The organism is Mesorhizobium sp. M1A.T.Ca.IN.004.03.1.1, from assembly GCF_003997555.1.
Classification (GTDB): Bacteria; Pseudomonadota; Alphaproteobacteria; order Rhizobiales; family Rhizobiaceae; genus Mesorhizobium.
Genome location: NZ_RZTV01000014.1, coordinates 74,335 through 91,958, shown reverse-complemented (window position 1 = coordinate 91,958; position 17,624 = coordinate 74,335). Strand labels below are relative to the sequence as shown.

General features: G+C 58.8%; 14 protein-coding genes and 4 pseudogenes. 6 read left to right on the top strand and 12 right to left on the bottom strand.

Features of this window, described 5'->3' with window-relative positions:
- The first annotated feature begins 710 nt into the window (after nt 1-710).
- The 3 genes and pseudogenes from EOD29_RS27925 (at nt 711) to EOD29_RS36110 (ending at nt 5,524) form a co-directional block, all read left to right on the top strand.
- Nucleotides 711-4,244 (top strand): autotransporter domain-containing protein, encoded by a 3,534-nt coding sequence (locus tag EOD29_RS27925; protein ID WP_082826570.1) that lies wholly within the window; start codon nt 711-713, stop codon nt 4,242-4,244.
- A 243-nt stretch (nt 4,245-4,487) separates the two neighbouring features.
- A pseudogene (locus tag EOD29_RS37380) lies at nt 4,488-5,171 on the top strand (integrase); the annotation flags it as partial.
- A 116-nt stretch (nt 5,172-5,287) separates the two neighbouring features.
- Nucleotides 5,288-5,524: a hypothetical protein gene (locus tag EOD29_RS36110; protein WP_063169293.1), complete on the top strand. Its 237-nt coding sequence runs from the start codon at nt 5,288-5,290 to the stop codon at nt 5,522-5,524.
- 161 nt (nt 5,525-5,685) lie between these two features.
- On the opposite strand, the pseudogene EOD29_RS27910 reads toward EOD29_RS36110, so the two are convergent.
- Both EOD29_RS27910 and EOD29_RS27905 read right to left on the bottom strand, forming a co-directional pair.
- Nucleotides 5,686-5,886, bottom strand: a pseudogene (locus EOD29_RS27910) (SMC-Scp complex subunit ScpB); the annotation flags it as partial.
- 93 nt (nt 5,887-5,979) lie between these two features.
- Nucleotides 5,980-6,240, bottom strand: a complete 261-nt coding sequence (locus EOD29_RS27905) for a hypothetical protein (RefSeq protein WP_095769041.1) — start codon at nt 6,238-6,240, stop codon at nt 5,980-5,982.
- Between the two features lie 217 nt (nt 6,241-6,457).
- Here EOD29_RS27905 and EOD29_RS27900 point away from each other — a divergent pair, with 217 nt between their 5' ends.
- Together EOD29_RS27900 and EOD29_RS27895 are read left to right on the top strand one after the other, a co-directional pair.
- Nucleotides 6,458-8,620: a prolyl oligopeptidase family serine peptidase gene (locus EOD29_RS27900; RefSeq protein WP_082826571.1), complete on the top strand. Its 2,163-nt coding sequence runs from the start codon at nt 6,458-6,460 to the stop codon at nt 8,618-8,620.
- A 38-nt stretch (nt 8,621-8,658) separates the two neighbouring features.
- Entirely contained in the window at nt 8,659-9,357 is a 699-nt protein-coding gene (locus tag EOD29_RS27895) for an OmpW family protein (protein ID WP_063169295.1), read from the top strand.
- A 307-nt stretch (nt 9,358-9,664) separates the two neighbouring features.
- On the opposite strand, the gene EOD29_RS37955 is transcribed toward EOD29_RS27895, so the two are convergent.
- The 9 genes and pseudogenes from EOD29_RS37955 to EOD29_RS27855 all read right to left on the bottom strand — a co-directional run bounded on the left by EOD29_RS37955 (nt 9,665) and on the right by EOD29_RS27855 (nt 16,492).
- Nucleotides 9,665-9,793: a hypothetical protein gene (locus EOD29_RS37955; RefSeq protein WP_263485462.1), complete on the bottom strand. Its 129-nt coding sequence runs from the start codon at nt 9,791-9,793 to the stop codon at nt 9,665-9,667.
- A gap of 216 nt (nt 9,794-10,009) precedes the next feature.
- Nucleotides 10,010-10,669: a hypothetical protein gene (locus tag EOD29_RS37375; protein ID WP_063169296.1), complete on the bottom strand. Its 660-nt coding sequence runs from the start codon at nt 10,667-10,669 to the stop codon at nt 10,010-10,012.
- Nucleotides 10,670-10,770: 101 nt separating this feature from the next.
- A pseudogene (locus tag EOD29_RS27880) lies at nt 10,771-11,426 on the bottom strand (IS630 family transposase); the annotation flags it as partial.
- Nucleotides 11,427-11,494: 68 nt separating this feature from the next.
- Nucleotides 11,495-11,729, bottom strand: a pseudogene (locus EOD29_RS27875) (aldehyde dehydrogenase family protein); the annotation flags it as partial.
- 308 nt (nt 11,730-12,037) lie between these two features.
- Nucleotides 12,038-12,286 (bottom strand): aminotransferase class III-fold pyridoxal phosphate-dependent enzyme, encoded by a 249-nt coding sequence (locus tag EOD29_RS37950; protein ID WP_063169297.1) that lies wholly within the window; start codon nt 12,284-12,286, stop codon nt 12,038-12,040.
- On the bottom strand, nt 12,247-12,474 hold the full coding sequence (locus tag EOD29_RS37945) for an aminotransferase class III-fold pyridoxal phosphate-dependent enzyme (protein ID WP_263485461.1): 228 nt from the start codon (nt 12,472-12,474) through the stop codon (nt 12,247-12,249). Before EOD29_RS37945 ends, EOD29_RS37950 begins: the two co-directional genes overlap by 40 nt.
- Before the next feature lie 221 nt (nt 12,475-12,695).
- Nucleotides 12,696-14,678: an argininosuccinate synthase-related protein gene (locus EOD29_RS27865; RefSeq protein WP_127215244.1), complete on the bottom strand. Its 1,983-nt coding sequence runs from the start codon at nt 14,676-14,678 to the stop codon at nt 12,696-12,698.
- Nucleotides 14,675-15,592 carry a DMT family transporter gene (locus EOD29_RS27860; RefSeq protein ID WP_245475458.1) on the bottom strand — a complete coding sequence of 306 codons (918 nt, stop codon included), beginning with the start codon at nt 15,590-15,592 and terminating at the stop codon, nt 14,675-14,677. Before EOD29_RS27860 ends, EOD29_RS27865 begins: the two co-directional genes overlap by 4 nt.
- 681 nt (nt 15,593-16,273) lie before the next feature.
- Entirely contained in the window at nt 16,274-16,492 is a 219-nt protein-coding gene (locus EOD29_RS27855) for a helix-turn-helix transcriptional regulator (protein WP_029354714.1), read from the bottom strand.
- A gap of 109 nt (nt 16,493-16,601) precedes the next feature.
- Here EOD29_RS27855 and EOD29_RS27850 point away from each other — a divergent pair, with 109 nt between their 5' ends.
- Nucleotides 16,602-16,868 carry a DUF2285 domain-containing protein gene (locus EOD29_RS27850; protein WP_029354712.1) on the top strand — a complete coding sequence of 89 codons (267 nt, stop codon included), beginning with the start codon at nt 16,602-16,604 and terminating at the stop codon, nt 16,866-16,868.
- A 478-nt stretch (nt 16,869-17,346) separates the two neighbouring features.
- Here the strand turns inward: EOD29_RS27850 and EOD29_RS27845 are convergent, their stop codons facing one another.
- Complete coding sequence (locus tag EOD29_RS27845) at nt 17,347-17,580, bottom strand: helix-turn-helix transcriptional regulator (protein WP_029354710.1); 234 nt, start codon at nt 17,578-17,580, stop codon at nt 17,347-17,349.
- Between the last annotated feature and the right edge of the window lie 44 nt (nt 17,581-17,624).

The following is a 17,624-nucleotide window of genomic DNA, read 5'->3' as shown; positions in this document are numbered from 1 at the left end:
CTGCTTGATCAGCCATTCGATGTGATTTGACCACATCTGCAACACCTCGCGCTTCTCCTTGACGTTGCTATAGAGATCGTAGATTTCGCCAATGTCTCCGGTGCGGGCTCACAGCCCGTCCATATAGCCGCCAGTCTGCTGCCTTCGAGTGGCCCATGTTGGCCGCGGCCAGGAAGTGGCGACGATTGAAAGGACAAAATCAGTTGCCGAAACTCATCGCAGGTGACGGTCTGGTGGCAATTTGGGCACATCTTGTGTCTCGTCGCCAGTAAACACGGATGCCCGGCAGGAGCTGAGCTCGCTGCCGGCGGAAATCGTAGAGCGCCAGCGACGCATTCTGATCTTTCGTCAGGCAGTCGACCGCCTTGGCATACGCCTCGGCCTCCATCTCGATCGACCTGAACCAGTATCTTGTGCGCCATCCGGACGATCTGGGAAAGCTTGGCCGGGCCGGCGCCTTCCCAGGCGCACGGGAAGCGCGACGACCCATGTGGACCTTGGATTTCACTCCGCACTTACGCTGCTTTGGCCTTGTCAGCAGCCTGAGCATAAAGCGTGCTCAGCTTTCAGGCCGAGCACTCATCCATTGTTGACAGCACCTGTCGTCATTCAGGATCGCCCCATTCTCGCAGGCCGCTTGCAGCTTTCAGGCTGTTGTCAGCCAGGGCCGCCATAAAGGGTCTCGTTAAACAATTCAGGAGGCCGTTCCAATGAACAATCAGTTTGCGAGACTTTTTCGAGGACCAGGTATGCAGGCTTGTTTCAGGACAAAGAACTTTCTGGCGGCAACCACCGCGATGACGACGGTATTCCTGCCGGCTGTGTCTCTCGGGGTGGGTCTGGTAGCATTTCCAACTGGAGAAGCGTTGGCCGACGACCCGATTTCGATCCCGCTGGAGTATGTCGGGGAAGGCCATGACCGCCTGGGCATCTGGGCCAAGATCAACAATGGCAACGCGCAGCGATACGTATTCGACACGGGCTCGGACCAGCTCAACACGCAGATCGGGTCAGAGGTGACCGGGGTCCGCCCGATTGCCGACACGCCTTACGTATATACGTACGGGGACGGAACGTATGGTAATAAGCTTCAGAACGTGGAAATTGATAAATTTACATATGTCGATCCAGATCAAAAGATAACAATCGACGGGCCGTCTGTAAGCGATAAGAAATACCGGGCTGCTCGCATTCTCGATTTTGTCTATACCCATGCGTATTGCAAGGACAACAATCTTAAGTGCACGCCGGGATCCGTGACGGATGGACTTAAAGATATGTATGGTCAGGATCTCCAAGAACCTTATCACGCCGATAAGGAGCAGCGGGCGAAAATGACCGCTGGCAAGATGGCAGACGAAGGCGGCGATTTCGCAGGTACATTCGGGGCCGGCGATTTTCTTGGCAAGACAAGTGTCTGGGGCATGATGGGCAGTGTCACCAGGTCTGGCTACGTGGTCTCCGCCAATGTGAATCCGGATTCCGAGAGCGACCAAACGCCTGGCTGTTCCCCCTGCACGATTGTCAACCTCAATCCAAGCCTCCGGGCCCAATATACTAATGCCATGCCATGGGGAGAACCCGAGGAAAAAGATCAGGATTCTTATCAGAATTTTCCTGGCTCTGGCGCCAATGCCTCGACCGAATACGAAGGCAGCTACAATCTGCAGTACACGGTTAAGGATGGAGCCCCACCAATCACCGACCCCAACAAGACCGCGGTATTGCTCGACACCGGCACACCGGGCGGTGGCAGTCTGGAGATCAGTGATGCGATGCTGAAGCAATTTCAGGATGCGGGCGTCAAACTTAAAAATGTTCGGAGAAATGAGCAACGCGAGATCGTAAGCGCATCGGGCAACATCCCGAGCGTTACAATCGCAGGAACGGATGGCGATCCGGTAAGGCTGGACAATATCGACTTCACCTACACCAGCGGCACGACGGAACAACCCAATGACCAGACCAGTTTTGTTGCCGGTCTTGACTTCTTCAAAAACAGATCGGTCATTTTCGATCTGGAGAAGAAGTATACCGCTTATACGTCACATTTCGTCACTGCCAGCAACTTCTCTACCGATTCATCCGCACCCGAAGGGACCGGTCTGAGCAGGATCACGACGAGCATGGGGAATGAGGGCGGGTTCGGCATAGCGGGTGTCGTCTCCGGCTCCGGATCGCTGACGCTTGATACAAAGACGGTGGTCCGGATGACGAATGTCAACACCTACACCGGCGAGACGAATATTGCTCAGGATGCCTATCTCTCGCTTGCGGGGCTCGGCAACATCCAACGGTCAGCGAAAGTCGTTGCAGACGGCACGTTCGATATCTCCGAACATGGAAATGGCAGCGACTATTGGGGAATCTCCGACGCCTACAACGATGCCCGTATTCGTAGCCTGAGTGGCAGCGGAACGGTCGAACTGGGCAAGCGTACCCTGGTGCTAACGGATTCGAACGACACGTTCGCCGGCAGCATCAACGACCTCGACGTTGATAACAATAATATGGGCGGCAAACTATTCGTTGCCGGTGGCGTGCAAACGCTGAGCGGAAAGAACAATTTTTCCGGCATGACGACGGTCGGTTCCGGCGCGGGATTGCTGCTTGCCGATACAGGTGTGCTTTCCCATGATGCGACCACGTCCGGCTTTCTCGGGAATGACGGGCAGATCGGGGGCACGGCTATCGCAAACAGCGGCGGTGTCGTCGCAGGCGGCGGCACCTACGGTGCGGTCACCATTTCCGAGGGCGGCACGGTCGCTCCTGGCAGTGCGACCGATCCGAGCAGGATCGTCACCACACTGACTGTCACGGGCGATTTCGCGCAGCAGTCCGGATCGATCTATCAGGTCGACCTCGCAAGGTCGTCCGATCTCATCGATGTTGGCGGAGCAGCGGCGATCGACAGCGGCGCGCAGATCGAGCTGCTGCGGCAGGGAACGCTATCGGTCGATGCCCGATATACTCTGCTCTCCGCAGCAGGCGGCGTAAGCGGCACCTATGGCGGGCTGACGGGGGCTCTGGCGACAGACGCGACGCCCTTCGTCGATTTCCAGCTCGTCTACGATGCCAACAATGTCTATCTCGATATCAGCCGCACATCGACGGCGTTTGCCGATGTAGCCAGCACCTTCAATCAACGCTCGGTCGCCGCAGCGGCTCAGGCGCTTGGAAGCGGTAATCCGATCCAGGACAACATCCTGTTCCTGACGGCGCCGGAAGCCCGCAACGCTTTCGATATGCTATCAGGCGAGGTTCATGCTTCCATTCATAGCGGCCTCATCGAGGACAGTCATTCTGTACGCGATGCCGCGAGCGAACGGATCCGTGCGGCGTTCGACGGCGTCGGTGCCTCCAGCGTTCCGGTGATGACTTATGGGCTGGGTGGTCTGGAACTGGCCCCGGCAACGAGTGAGAATTTCGCCGTATGGGGCCGTGGCTTCGGCGCCTGGGGTCATCTCGACAGCGACGGCAATGCCGCCGGTCTCGATCACTCGACAGGAGGCTTTCTGGCTGGCGGTGACGCGGCTGTCGGCGAAAGCTGGCGGCTCGGCCTCATCAGCGGCTACAGCCATACCTCCTTGGAGGCGGACGATCGCGCGTCGTCGGGCTCGAGCGAGAATTACCATCTCGGTCTTTTTGCCGGCACGCAGAACGGCAATCTCGGTTTTCGTTCCGGCCTTGCCTATACCTGGCACAGCATCGAGACCGGCAGGTCCGTGGTCTTTCCAGGCTTCGCCGACAGCCTTTCGGCCGATTACGACGCCGGCACGTTCCAGGCCTTTGGCGAGCTCGGCTACCGTATCAATACGGCTTCGGCTTCCTTCGAGCCCTACGCTAATCTCGCTTATGTGAATTTTGACGCCGATGGCTTCACCGAGAATGGCGGCGCAGCCGCCTTGTCGAGCGGGGATCGCTCGAGCGACACGGCGTTTACCACGCTAGGTCTGCGTGCGTCGACGGTACTGACCCTCGGCACCGTGACTGCTACCGCGCGCGGCGGTCTTGGCTGGCGCCACGCCTTCGGCGACGTCAGGCCGGATACCGCTCTTGCCTTTGCTGGCGGTTCCTCCTTCGCCATCAAGGGCGTGCCGATCGCAAAGAACGCAGCTCTGCTCGAAGCTGGGCTTGACGTAAACATCACCGAGAACGCGACGTTCGGCATCGCCTATCAGGGACAGATCGCCTCGGATGCCCAGACACACGGGTTCAGCGCCAAGCTCGGCGTCCGTTTCTAAATCACCCGCAAAAGAGATTGGTTATGAAGTCAGTGAGTGCATTTTCTTTTACCGTCGTTCTCGGCTCAGCGACGGTGATGTCTGTGTCCGCCGCGCGAACGGACGATGCCTGCTACAACAAGGCACAAAGCCTATGATGACGCAATGTTCAATCGACGACCTGAAGCCAGTCGATGGCGAGCTTGACAAGCTCTACAAGGAGATGGAGACCCGGCTCAAAGAGTCCCGGCGCATGTCCAGGAACTGGTCGAGACCGCGAGGGGCTACAACGCCACCTCGGAGAACACGCGCGACGCCTACCCCAAGGATTGGCGGCATTTTTCCTCCTGGTGCCGGCGCGCTGGCTTCGATCCCCTGCCTCCGGGCTCGAAGGTGATCAGGCTCAATATCAGCGCCTGTGCCTCGGGCACCGCCGCCGGCGATCCGAAGCGTGGCGCCCCTGCCCTTTAGTTTGCGACCATCGAGCGGCGGCTTTCCGGCCTCGCCTGGAACTTTACCCAGCGCGGCCGGCCGTTGGACCGCGCGGAGCGGCATATCTATAAGGTTCTTGCCGGCATTCGCCGCAAGCACGCAAAGCCACCGCGGCAGAAAGAGGCGGTCCTGGCGACGATCTGCTGGCGATGATCGCCACGCTCGGCCACGACCTCAGGGCCTGCGCGACCGCGCTATTTTGCTCCTGGGCTGTGGCGGCGGCCTGCGGCGCTCCGAGATCGTCGGTCTCGACGTCATGCGCGACGACAACAGCGATGGCGCCAGCTGGATCGAGATTTTTGACGGCAAGGGCTGCTGGTCACCCTGCGCGGCAAGACCGGCTGGCGCGAGGTCGAGGTCGGCCGCGGCTCCAGCGACCACACCTACCCCGTAGTCGCGCTCGAGAGCTGGATCCGCTTTGGCCGCATCGCACGTGGACCCCTGTTCCGCCGCATCTTGTCGATCAGGTCGATATAATACGAAAAAGCCGCCGCCATTCGGGACGGGCGTCGGCTATCATGTCCAGCCATTATGCGGCGAGCGGATAGCTTTCGCCGGACCAGGCAGAGAACTTGGCGGCAAAAGCCTTCATCTCGTCGACCGCGAATGTGGTGCGCGGTTGCGAACTCGACTTGCTGGGCGAGAGGGACCTCGCCGAGAAAGGCGCTGACATGAGCGGGATGCTGCTTGGCCAAATCGAGATCCGCAAAGCAATCGGCCAGCGCCGCGTCGTCCAGCTGTACGCTGCAGGGCGCGTTCACGTCGTCAAGACGGATGCCAAATGCTTGCTCATAATGGCCGCAAGGTAATCGTTTCGGGTCGGAGACACAAGTTGCCGCCTCCTTCGCCGTAGAGTGGCCCGATACAATCACGATCGATATTGCCACCTCTTATCGATAGTGATCGCATAGTTCCCTGATTCGACTCTCAACCGCTCATATCAAGCGATTACTTCCATGTATCTGCTGCGCTAGCCCGTCCTGGCCTTGGAGTGTCGCTCCTCACCTCCTCCACCACTCACCAGCCCGATGGGAGTATCGCCCGCCAGCAGCTTCTCCTTGCTGAGCAGCGCGGCAACCTCAATCGCCTCGAAATCGGGCAAATCCCGCAGTGTGTCGAGGCCGAAGTGCAACAGGAAGGTCTTGGTCGTGACGTAGGTGTAAGGCGTGCCAAATTCAGCGGGCAGGCAGACGTTGACCCACAACAATCAAGGGGACGGTGCAGGCCAAGATTGCGGCAGGGCTTGGGCCCCCCACCCTTCTCCTCAGAACTCCGCTGCTTCCAGCTGGCGGCTGAAACTCACAGGCGCAGCCAGCTTGGTCTCTAACAGCATCGATCGCATCATGGTGTCTGCCATGAATCCGTGTGCGTGAAGCGCTCCAGAGCGAAGATGTTGGGCGTCAACCAGGTTCACTCCAATGAGCTTCACTTCTCGAGTTCTGCACAGTGTCCACGACTGGCGCCGGAGGTTGATCCGGTGATTAGGAGGAGCACTCGTTGTCGGATTCTCGACGATGTCGGACATGTGACACAACGCTTCCAGAGCGATCGCATTGTTCCGAAACGATTTTCCCAGTTGGCACGAAGGTTGCGGCCCTATGCGCAAAAGCACTGCGATGCCGCACCGACTGGAAGAACTCATCAATGATCACGCTTTTCGAACATGTGGGCGCCGCTACCGACACTGAGCGTTCCCGAGCCGACGGAAGCCTCTATCCCTTCTTTCTGAAGGCTGTCCGGACATGAACGCATTTGATGTCCGTCCAACGCTTGATGCTCCCGACGACGATCCCTATGTCTGGCTTGAAGATGTAGAGGGCGAGCGGGCACTTGCCTGGGCCGCCGGCCAATCGGCAAGGACTCTGAAGCACTTCGGTGGAACGCAGTTCGAGCGCGACCGCGCGGCTCTGACAGCCATTTTCGACAATCGCGACAATCTTCCCCTGATCGCGCGCCGTAGTCAGTACCTCTACAATTACTGGCGAGATGACGGTAATCCACGCGGACTGTGGCGCCGGACCACCCTTGCCGCCTACATGAAGGCGGATCCCCAATGGGAGCTACTGCTCGATCTGGATGCTCTCGCGGCTAGCGACGGAGAGGACTGGATCTGGGACGGCGCGTCCATCGAGCCGGAGAGACGGGAAAGAGCCGTTCTGCGCCTGTCGCGCGGCGGCAGCGACGCGGTCGTGCATCGCGAATTCGACCTGATTTCTCTGAGCTTTGTCGCCGACGGCTTCAACCTCCCCGAGGCCAAAGGCTACGTTAATTGGCTGGACCCTGACACGCTTCTGCTTTCCAGTGCGCTTGGTAATGGCATGGCCACCCGCTCCGGCTATGCGCGCACAGTTCGACTGTGGAAGCGTGACGCGGATCCCCTCACCACGCCGGCAATCTTCGAGGCCGGGTTCGAAAGCTTCCAAGTGTCTGGTCATTCGGACCGCACCGGCCGCAGCGAGCGCCTTTGGTTCATCGAGCAGCCGGCCTTCTTCGAGAAGATCAGCTGGATCGGCGATAGGAGCGGGCCGAGGAGGCAGATCGATCTTCCTCGCGACGCGTCGTGGCGGGTCTTCGGCGACTGGCTGGCGGTAAGGCCGCGCAAGCCCTGGACGGTGGGAGGCACCACCCATCCCGCCGACGCGCTGATCGTCATCTCGCTTTCCACTTTCCTCGCCGGCGGACGCCGTTTTGAGACCCTGTTTCAACCAGGGGAAAGGCGCTCCATGCAGTCATTCTTCTGGAATGACGGGAAGCTCATTATCTCTTACCTCGTCAATCTCGCACCGCGTTTCGAGATGTTCACTCCCGGCCACCAGGAATGGACGCGCCGAGTCCTGAACACCCTGCCCGCCGAAGGTACTGTCGACGTCTGGTCATTCGATGCGGCAGTTCACGAGACCAATGGAGAGGTCCTGATCTGTGCTCAGGATCCGATCACGCCGCCGCAGCTCTTGCTGTTCGATCTGAATGCCGCGCCGTCTCTCAGCGCTTCAGCAATCCTGAAGCGCAGCCCGGAGAATTTCGATGCATCCGGACTGGTGGTCACGCGCCACGAGGCAGTCTCTATCGATCATGAGCTGATCCCCTATACGCAGGTTGGTCCGGCGAACGGGAACGGAGATGCTCCGATTCACCTTTCCGCTTATGGCGGGTTCGGCGTATCATTCCTGCCCTACTACAACTCCCCGCTGGGCAAGCTGTGGCTCGAGCGCGGCGGCACGTGTGTCGAGGCGAACATCCGCGGCGGCGGCGAGTTCGGCACCCGCTGGCACGAAGCCGGGCGCAGGGAGGGCAAGCGTCTCGCCCACGACGATTTCGCCGCCGTTGCCTCCGACCTCGTGCGAAGGGGCATCACCCTGCCGAGGCGGATTGCCGCCGAGGGTGGCTCAAATGGCGGCCTGCTGATCGCAAACATGCTGACCCGCTATCCTGAGCATTTCGGGGCTCTGTTCTGCACAGCACCGCTTATCGACATGCGTCGCTACACCAAGCTCTTGGCGGGCGCGAGCTGGATCGACGAATATGGCGATCCGGACAAGGTTCACGATTGGGCTTTCCTGAAGGAAATCTCCGCCTATCACGCCGCAGCGCCGGGACAGCCCTATCCGCCTATCCTGATCGCCACCACGAAACGCGACGACCGCGTCCATCCGGGCCATGCGCGCAAGATGGCCGCAAAACTGCAGGCTCTTGGCTATCCCGCTTACTTCTACGAGGCCAGCGCAGGCGGGCACGGCTGCGGCGAGGACAATCGGGAGCAAGCCGCATTCATCAGTCTAGGCACCAATTTTCTCCGCAGCGCAATCGGCTTCAACGATCACCCTCCGGAGACGGCGGAACGCGTTGCAACGCAAGAGGGGCATTTGAGGTCCATCAACAATTCATTCGAGCAGGAGACGAAATAGTGCAGTGCATCCTTTCTGAACATCAAGGAGTGAATCTCATGGCGAGAACGCGAATGGGCGTAGCGCGGGCAACAGCAGCGGCGGTGGCCCTGATCATGGTGGGACAGCAGGCCGTCGCCGCGGAGCCTGCGCAAGCAGAGACCGTCCTGGCGGAGACGGGAGCCTCGGTCACCGAAGCGCCAATCCCTTGGCAGGTCCGCCTGCGGGCGTTGGGCGTCGTTACGAAAGATCTGGGCTACGTTGATACGCTTCCCGGCTCCGGTCTTTCGTATTCGGACACGGTGACGCCGGAACTCGATATCTCGTATTTCTTCACCGACAACATCGCCGCCGAACTCATACTCGGTACCACTTATGCCAACATCGCGGGCCAAGGGACGATCGGAGGGTTGGGCAACATCGGCAAAGTTTGGCTGCTGCCGCCGACACTCACGTTGCAGTACCATTTTACCGATCTCGGCGCGTTCAAGCCTTATGTCGGCGCCGGCGTGAACTACACGATCTTCTACAACCAGGACACTGGCAGCGCTGATGCTCTCAAGGTGAAGAACACGTTCGGCACGGCGCTGCAGGTCGGATTCGACTACATGGTGGACCAGCACTGGGGCCTCAACTTCGACGTGAAGAAGCTTTTCCTGAAGCCGGACTTCGACGTCACGGTGACCGGCGCGAAGCTGACGGGGAAGGCGGAGCTCGATCCCTGGCTGATAGGCGCAGGTGTCACCTACCGCTTTTGAATATCAGAGTGAAGTCTGCTTCCCGACTGCCGGTTTAAATGAAGGGCGCCTCGCGCGCCCTTTTTTACGGTCGACACTGCAGCGCAAGACCTCATGAAGCTATTGTCGGGCGGGGTTCTCTTCCGGCGGACCAAGAAGATGCACTGGCCAACCGGCCTTGCGCCTGAGGTGGAGTGCTTAGAAGCGCTTTGGATCGGGACGGGCTTTGGTATTGTGGGTGGAATGCTTCAGCCAGACCATTTGCCAGCATCGTCTCCCGGACGTCATGTGTGAGCTTCTTTGTCAGCGCAAGGCGAACACGGATCTCCTAGCAGGCCGTTGAAGAAGTGTCCCGTTTGGCCTTGAGGATTGCCTCGTCGCCGTTGTGATAGAAGGTGATGTCGATGGAGCCGTCGTCGAGCAGTTCAGCATGGCCGTCGCCTGTGACCTCGTCCATTTCGTCGAATCCGACCCATGTGAAGAAGACCGTCGACGGGCCGTAGCCGAGTTCGAGGGTTAGATGAGCCAAACGCCAGTGGGGCGTCCTGGGGACGACGCGCGCGAGATTCTGGTCGTGGTGGCCAGCCCAATACGATGTGAGAAGTTGCTGCCGGTGCGGGTACCGGAGGTCGCCGATAGTGACAGCCGATGTTCGACAGCGGCAAGGACATGCTCAGCCGTCAACGCGCCGAGGGCTTGGCCGGGAATGGTGGTGATGGAACCAATCCAGAAAGCGGCGGCTGCCCAGGAGAACGCCTTCGCGGGACTTTGACTCCAGTCCGCACACCCTGCTCAGATAGTCCGAAAAAGAGGTCAGAAGCGGAGCATCCGGATTATTATCTACACTGGGAACAGAAGCATGGAAGCGTTCTGGAGCCACTCGCCGCGCGTTTACCAGTGCCGACACTGCTCCAAGCTGACTATCTGCCATGACCACCTGCCGAACGTAGTCCGTTGATGCCACCGGTACCCTTCGCGGTCTGCTCCAGCGGGAAGATCGGGTCTGATCGACCCTGCTGACCTGTGCGGCGGCCTCTCTCGCTAGGGCGTCCCCCTTCCTGTCGTCCTCCTCCGCCGCTTTCGGCTGCTTTCGGCCCGCCGCCCTCGCCAAGGCGTCGTAGTCGGTAAGCGCGTCCTCCGTCTCCTTTAGGGGCTTCATCGCGTGACTAGAGTTTAGCGCGTGTTTGTAGGCGGCGGACCGAATGGTCGTCGAAATGCCACTCAGCGCCACCGCAAGATGCCCTAGGGCTTCCGCCTCATGATCTGACAGCGGCACGTCACGATTAGAGCCGATTGCCCTGCCTTCTTCCAGTTTCACAATGTTTGTAGTCATTTCCTGCTCCATCGCGTTGACTGAGATACGATGGAGACGGAAGTGGAGAACAAATTTTTACAAGCAACTAAGATGATATTCTCGTCAACGGGACAATAGTGGACGTTGAGGGCGGCGAACAGGGTGGTGGTGCCGTTGCGCTTGTAGTCGTGCCTCATCGTACCGAGCCGCCCCTTCTTCATCGGCAGGCCGGGTGGGTGCGGTCGAGCGCCGGATCTGGCTCTTTTCATCGACCGACAGAACGATGGCATGGGCCGGCGCATCGAGATAGAGGCCGACGACGGCGCGCAACTTGTCGACGAACTTCGGATCATTGGAGAGCTTGAACCTGGCGCCAGCGGTGGGGTGCGAGACCATGCGCCTTCCAGATGCGCCTGACGGCGCTGGCGCTGATTGCGGCGGCTTGCGCCATCATGTCGGCGGTCCAGTGGGTCCTCTCGCCCGGCGGATCGGCAAGCGTCAGTGCCACGACGCGCTCGCCGACATCGGGACCGAGCGGCGGAATGCGCCACTGTCGCGTCTTGTCGCGCAGCAGCCCGTCACAGCCTTCCGCGGCAAAGCGCTCCTGCCAGCGCCAGACGTCGGTCTTCGACTTGCCGATGCGGCGCATGACCTCGCCGGTGCCGACGCCGTCGGCGGGCAAAAGCACTATCTCGGCGCGCCAGACATGCTTTTGCGGGGCGTTGCGATCCCTGATCAGCGCCGTCAGACGGACGCGATCGGCCGACGAAACGGTGAACGATCTTCCTGTGCGCATGCGCCAGACTCGCACGCGCAGGCCAGAAAGGGAATCTCTGATTGGACTCCTATGTCAGGCGGGAACCACTAGACGCCGAGACCGCCGATGCAGACATGTTTGGTGTCGAGATAATCCACGATGCCCTGGAGGCCGCCTTCCTTGCCGAGGCCCGATTCCTTGACGCCGCGGAACGGCACCTCCGGCGTGGTGATCAGGCCTTCATTGACGCCGGTACTTCAGTCCTTCCATCACGCGGAAGGCGCGACCGAGATCGCCGGTGTAGAAGTAGGCCGCGAGGCCGAACTCGGTGTCGTTGGCGAGCGGCGTGCCCGACCTGAGACATGGGTGACGTTTTGTACCGGACACGGATGAAGTGCACCCCTCGGGTGAGCGTTTGCTCGATAATATCCACTGAAGTGAAGCAGTCGGTCTTAATGCTGGAACTCATGCCACCCGACCGACCCGGGAATTCGCAGCAGCGGCGCCGTCGAGTGCAGAACGAATGCCGTCAACCAAGGGGTCGATCTCGCTTTCGGTGATTATATAGGGCGGACAGATTCCAAGCACGTCTCCCATATTGCGGATCATGACGCCGTGCTCGCGGCACCGCCGCTCGACATCGCCGATCCTCAGCTCGGGCGCGAAGACGCGACGGGCGCACGATCCTCGACGATCTGAACCCCCGCGATGAAGCCGCGGCCGCGGGCTTCACCGACAAGCGGATGGTCGCCGAGCGCGTCCGCGAGGGCTCCATGCAAGTGATCGCCGAGACGACGCGCCTGGGTCACGAAATCGATCTCGCTGTAGATCCTGATCGCCTCGGCGGCGACGGCCGCTATCACCGGATGACCGGAGTAGGTGAAACCGTGACCGAACACGCCGACCTTGTGGGCCTCGTCAGCGGCGCATTGATAAATCTTGTCGAGATAATGACGCCGCCAATGGGCAGGTGACCGGATGAAAGCCCCCCGGCGATCGAGAGCATGTCCGGTTCCATCCCAAATGTCTGGCTACCAAACCAGTTCCCGGTGCCTCCGAAGCCGCAGACCACCTCGTCGGACAGCATGAGGATAATTTCTCACTTTCTTGCGAAGATCGGGGGTGTCCACGGTCATTCGTATTACGCGAGATCCGCGAGGCCAAAAACCATCATACCAGAGAGGCGAAACTGCTATCTAGGTGTTTAGATGCAAGAAATTAATCCTGCATTGTTCCCGCACCAGGAACACCCGAGAGGATACCAAGCAGTATTGAACCTTGTTGAAAATGCTCTCGGCGCGCTGGGCGTTATAATTTCTCGAAGGCGATCACAAGAACGTCGCGATAAGCGTACGGCATTTTCAGGTTTTCGGCCACAATCGACGATACATCGTGAAAGGTTTCGCGGTCGTTGCAGATCACAAAATCATTCGGGGAGTTCATTTCGACCTCGCCGAGGAACTCCTTTGAGGCGTCGGTGATCATGCTCATGCCGCCGGTGACGTTGACCCGCCCAATCATATAGCAAGCAATGAAGTCCACCCCGTCCTGGTGAAGGCCCTCGGGTGCCGGTTTGCCGTTTACACCATCGCGCGCGACAATCCGGTAGGGATGGATCTTGATATTCCAACGATCATGTCGGGCGGCTTCACATAGAATTCTGCAGAAACCTGTCAGAATCTTTTCTAAGACGGGATGGTCTATAAAGGAGTTTTCAAGGGGCTCGAAGTGGCGCTTGAAGCCGCCATTCAGATGATTGACACTTTTTGATTGTTCGTAGGGGGCGTGGGGTAGGAGCCTAAAGATTCCGTCAGTTGCGTCATATTCAAAAGCGCTATAGCGCCGGTAACGATATGTTCCGCCGTCACGCATGTATTCATCGAGAAGAAGTCGATTCCAATGGTCAGCAAAGTTCTTCCAGGCTGCATCAATTTCGATGCCAAAGCAGGCTTCGGGGCGCTCGCCTTTTGAAAACCACCATCCATTTGTCACCAGACCGTCAGTGCATTGTTGACTGAGGTTGGCCGGCGCCTGGGGTGCGTTGTTTTCCACGGGTGTCTCCCTTTTGGCGACTTGGCGAGGACGGAACGCTTTGGACGACGCTATGTGGGTTGCGGCTTGGTATTCCCAAAGGTGGCGGTCCCTAATGTATCTCGGCGTCCTGGCTCGGATCGACCGAGGTAAAAAGCGTGTGTGATCGACTATGTAGCTGACGCTCCCGCTAACGCCCTCGAGGGCGGATGCAATGGCCCGTTCGCACATCTGGTGAATAGTACTGCCCCATGCACCTGAAACCGCCTCTTGGGACCAGGCTTGCTCAAGCCCTTGCTTCAAAACGATTGATGCCACGTCAAGAGAAGCGGTTTCGAGGTGACGCAGCGCGTCGAAGATAATGGCCGCCGCAGGGGCCTCGCGGACTTCGAGAACCTTTTGGCCGGTTGTGATGTGTTCAAGCCCGACAAAGCGGCCGTGCCCGAATTTGCCGACCGTGTTATTCAGGAACGGGATTGCGTCGACCAATGCAACATCACGGTCATCAATTGACACGAGACTTCCGTCTGCAAACCCGAGTTTGATCTCTACCGGCTGCTCTGCGGGAATGTTGCGCGTCCAAGCAAATGCCTCCTCGGGGATGGAAAAGTTCTCGGGATCTTCCAAAGGCCCCGACTCGAATTCCCGACACCAGAGGTTTTCGTCCGCGCTCCACGTACGGTCCGCCACAAAAGTCGCTCCACACTTGGACAGGTCGGAGGTCTTCTGTTGTCGGGATATCACAGAGCATTCATACGGACTGCCGAAGTTGCCGGAAAATCCTGAGCGCTTAATGCTATTGTTAAGGCGCGGAAGACTGTTTTGAGAAAGGTTTGCTGTATGAAGAACCAGCCGTGAGCCGATTGACCTTGCATGATTAACAACCAAAGATGCGATTATGGGACGGCTCAACGAACTGCTCAACGGATAGATGCCAAGGTACTTGGCGTGGGCTCGAATGGCTGATTTTACGCCTTGTTCGACAAAGGCATCCCGCCCTTCGAGGCAGACAAAGCGCGCGCCGAACATGGCTGCCGTCCGTTCCAACAAAGGCTGATCGATGCGCGTTCCGACATCCGCTGCGACAGCTTCAATGTTCGCAAAGCCAAGGCTTTGCAGCTTGTAGAGAAGATAGGTGCTGTCGAGACCGCCGCTGAACATGGTTGCAACTGGTGCGGTTCGGTCCGGAAAAGCCTCCAGATCTTCAAAACTCGAAATGCCGCCGATGGCGGGTTTGGTGGAAGCCAAGATGGGGTTCATTTGGATGTCCTGCTCTCAAACCAGATGCCAGCAAACGTCCCAGCGAGGACGAGGCCTGCGCCTATCAAGCTCGGTACTGTCAAAGGCTCATTCAGAAGAAGGTGCGCTAGAACGAAACCAAAAAAAGGTTCTGTTCCCATCAAGAAGCCAACCCGTGTCGGTGTGGATTTTCTCACTGCGGCATTTTGAATGTAGAATGCAGCGAGGGTGCAGAAGAGTGCAAGGAAGGCAACAGCGCCCCAAAACTGAAGGGTGGCCCTCACAACAAGGCCTGAAATTCCGAACTGAGCGACGGCCAAAACGAAAGTAAGTGTTGCCACCGTCGATCCCTGGATGGCCGTCAGGGCTGCAGATGAAATCTGCCGGCCGGCCAGAAGGCGTTTGGTGGAAACGACCATAACCGCTCGCAGAATCGCGGCCCCCAAGACAAGCGCGTCACCCGGGCTGAACCTGCTGATCCCGCCAGTGAGAATGCCGACACCGATGCACGCTATGGCAGCACTTGCCAAAATGCCCGTAGGTGGAAGTCGCCGTGATAGCCCATAGTCGATGATCGGCGTGAAAATCACACAAAGCGATATGATCAAGGCCGTGTTCATTGCGCTTGTCGATGCAACGCCGTAAGTTTCAGCAATAAAGATGCAAAAAAGTATTGTTCCCAATGCGAAGCCGCGGATGAAATCGCCCCAGGAGACCAATGCGATCTCATGTCTTGCAGCCACTGCCATAATGATCGTAGTAATCAGGAAGCGATAAAGAACAAGTATCGAAACCGGCGCGTAGAACAGTGCGCCTTTCCCGACCGGATAGCTCGCCCCCCAAACGAATGCGACTCCCAGCAAGGCTAGATCCACCGAGAAAGATGGCGTCCGTGTTTTCCTGACAGGTATTGGAGAACTTTCGAAAACGTCCACCTTCAAAGTTTCCTTTGTGTTAGCCATCCACCCTGCTGCGAGGGTCAAACAGATCAGGTCGTTCAGCCTCTTGGGCGATCCGTGCCGCGGCGTACTTGTTTTTGGTAACGCAAGTGCCGTGCCGATTCGGAAAACCATTGCTAGACAACAACCTGGTCGCCTTAGTTCGGCGGTTCATGTCCATCGTTGTCAGAATGCCGACAATGACTTCAACTGCAGGGATCCTACCGGCAGGGCCTCAAGGCGAACACGCGGCTCCTAGATGCCGACAAGATGGCTGGTTCAGCCATGCTGCGACAGTTGCCTGTTTTTTTCAGTTCCTTTGCTGTTCGTGCGCTAACCGCAACGCTCCATACTAGTCTCGCGTGCCTGTCCCCGTGGGGTGGGCGGCAGAAAGCGATTAGGCCCGCTGAAAGAGGCGAACCGCATCCGAAGGACCGTAACCAAGAGAAGGACCTGAAGCGAGAGCGAAGGTTGCGGGAGGCCGCGGCGGGCCTAAAAGGCAATGCCGACCGCCCCAGGAAAGGCTGACAAAAACCGCAGCGGTCGACTGTCCAATAGGGTGCGCCGCGCCAGGGCGAGCCAAATGGCAGGGGCTGCCGGGGGGCCCTAAGAAAAGCGTGGGTTCACGAGCACCCGGCGCGCGCCATCAGGCCGCCAGCTACTTGGAGGGCGGGTGTATCAGGCCTGTTTGTCGGGCCGAACCAGATCCATGTGGCTGACGCCGAGGGCCAATGCCAGTTCATAGATCGTGATAATTGTCGGATTTCTTCGGCCTTTCTCCAAGCCGCTGATGTACTGCTGACTGAACCCGGAAATCTCCGCAAGCTGCTCCTGCGTCAGACGCTTCCTTTGCCTGATCCTCTGCACATTCCGTCCGACCAACTTGCGCATATCCATGCACGCAAGCCAGCGGATCAGGCGGCTTGAGTTTATCAACTATAATATGTAATCCACATTTAGCAGCCAGAGGGCTTCGCCGGTCCATTCTCCGGAGATAGAATTAGCGATGTTACAGCCCAAATCGAACACGCCGTTTGCCGACGAGGTCCCCTGGTCGGACCGCATTACAGCCTACGACAAGGACCACTTTACAACCTATATGAGGCTCCTGGACGCCTCAGCCGACAACGCCACTGAAGAGGAAATGGCCCATGTGATCCTCGGCATTGATCCGGCACGCGAACCGGAGCGCGCACGGAACGTCCTTCGCAGTCATCTCGACCGTGCAAACTGGGTGGTGACGAGCGGCTACAAGGATTTGTTCGCCAGTTGACGAAATGGGCGGTGCGGTCGCTTCGCTTGAAGCAACGAAGTCGCGTAACCACCATGCATCGACGCATCACCACAGCGCGAAAGCGCTCGAAGATGATCGCGAGGACTTCCAGTCGGCGCGGATGGCCCAGCGCTTCGCAGTCTCATCGTTTTGTCCTCCGCTCGCCAATGGCTGCTTCCCAGGAAGCGGTGCGGCGGCGAGTCATGACAGGAACGGGCCCGCCGTCTGAGCCGCACCGCATCCGAAGGACCGGATGGACAACCTACTGAAAGCTCACAGCTAGCTAAGGGTTGCGGGACGCCGCGGCGGGCCTAGAAGGATGCGGCGCCACCTGCTGGGAAAGGCACAACAGAAAGAATTACGAGAGTCTAACGACGCACTAGGAGGCGCAGCGGAATGGTCGAGACGCCCTGAGCCAAGAAAAGCGGGGATCGACCCACCGGCACCCGGCACGCGCGGTGATGGGCGCGGGCGCCCACTACGTCCGCAGGCTCAACAGAATCTCACACGGATCAGCGTCGAGGGCCGCAGTTACGTCGAGAAACTCAATGATATCGAGACGCCGCTCTCCACCCTCATATTTCGCCACGAAAGATTGCGGACGACCAAGCTTCTCAGCCACCTGCGCCTGCGTCAGTCCTTTGACCTTGCGCAGTGAGATCAACTGGGCCAGAAACCGCTGGTGGCGGGGAGATCGAAGAGATTTGGGCATTTAGGTGAACCGGTCAGGTAAAGACCGGCTCAGCGACTAATCCC

Bases quoted from the DNA above. Each gene is read 5' to 3' on its own strand.
- EOD29_RS27925 (WP_082826570.1), top strand. From the start codon at position 711: ATGAACAATCAGTTTGCGAGACTTTTTCGAGGACCAGGTATGCAGGCT.
- EOD29_RS27905 (WP_095769041.1), bottom strand. From the start codon at position 6,240: ATGTCCGACATCGTCGAGAATCCGACAACGAGTGCTCCTCCTAATCAC.
- EOD29_RS27900 (WP_082826571.1), top strand. From the start codon at position 6,458: ATGAACGCATTTGATGTCCGTCCAACGCTTGATGCTCCCGACGACGAT.
- EOD29_RS27895 (WP_063169295.1), top strand. From the start codon at position 8,659: ATGGCGAGAACGCGAATGGGCGTAGCGCGGGCAACAGCAGCGGCGGTG.
- EOD29_RS37955 (WP_263485462.1), bottom strand. From the start codon at position 9,793: ATGGACGAGGTCACAGGCGACGGCCATGCTGAACTGCTCGACGACGGC.
- EOD29_RS37375 (WP_063169296.1), bottom strand. From the start codon at position 10,669: ATGACTACAAACATTGTGAAACTGGAAGAAGGCAGGGCAATCGGCTCT.
- EOD29_RS37945 (WP_263485461.1), bottom strand. From the start codon at position 12,474: ATGCTGTCCGACGAGGTGGTCTGCGGCTTCGGAGGCACCGGGAACTGG.
- EOD29_RS27865 (WP_127215244.1), bottom strand. From the start codon at position 14,678: ATGAACCCCATCTTGGCTTCCACCAAACCCGCCATCGGCGGCATTTCG.
- EOD29_RS27855 (WP_029354714.1), bottom strand. From the start codon at position 16,492: ATGGATATGCGCAAGTTGGTCGGACGGAATGTGCAGAGGATCAGGCAA.
- EOD29_RS27850 (WP_029354712.1), top strand. From the start codon at position 16,602: ATGTTACAGCCCAAATCGAACACGCCGTTTGCCGACGAGGTCCCCTGG.
- EOD29_RS27845 (WP_029354710.1), bottom strand. From the start codon at position 17,580: ATGCCCAAATCTCTTCGATCTCCCCGCCACCAGCGGTTTCTGGCCCAG.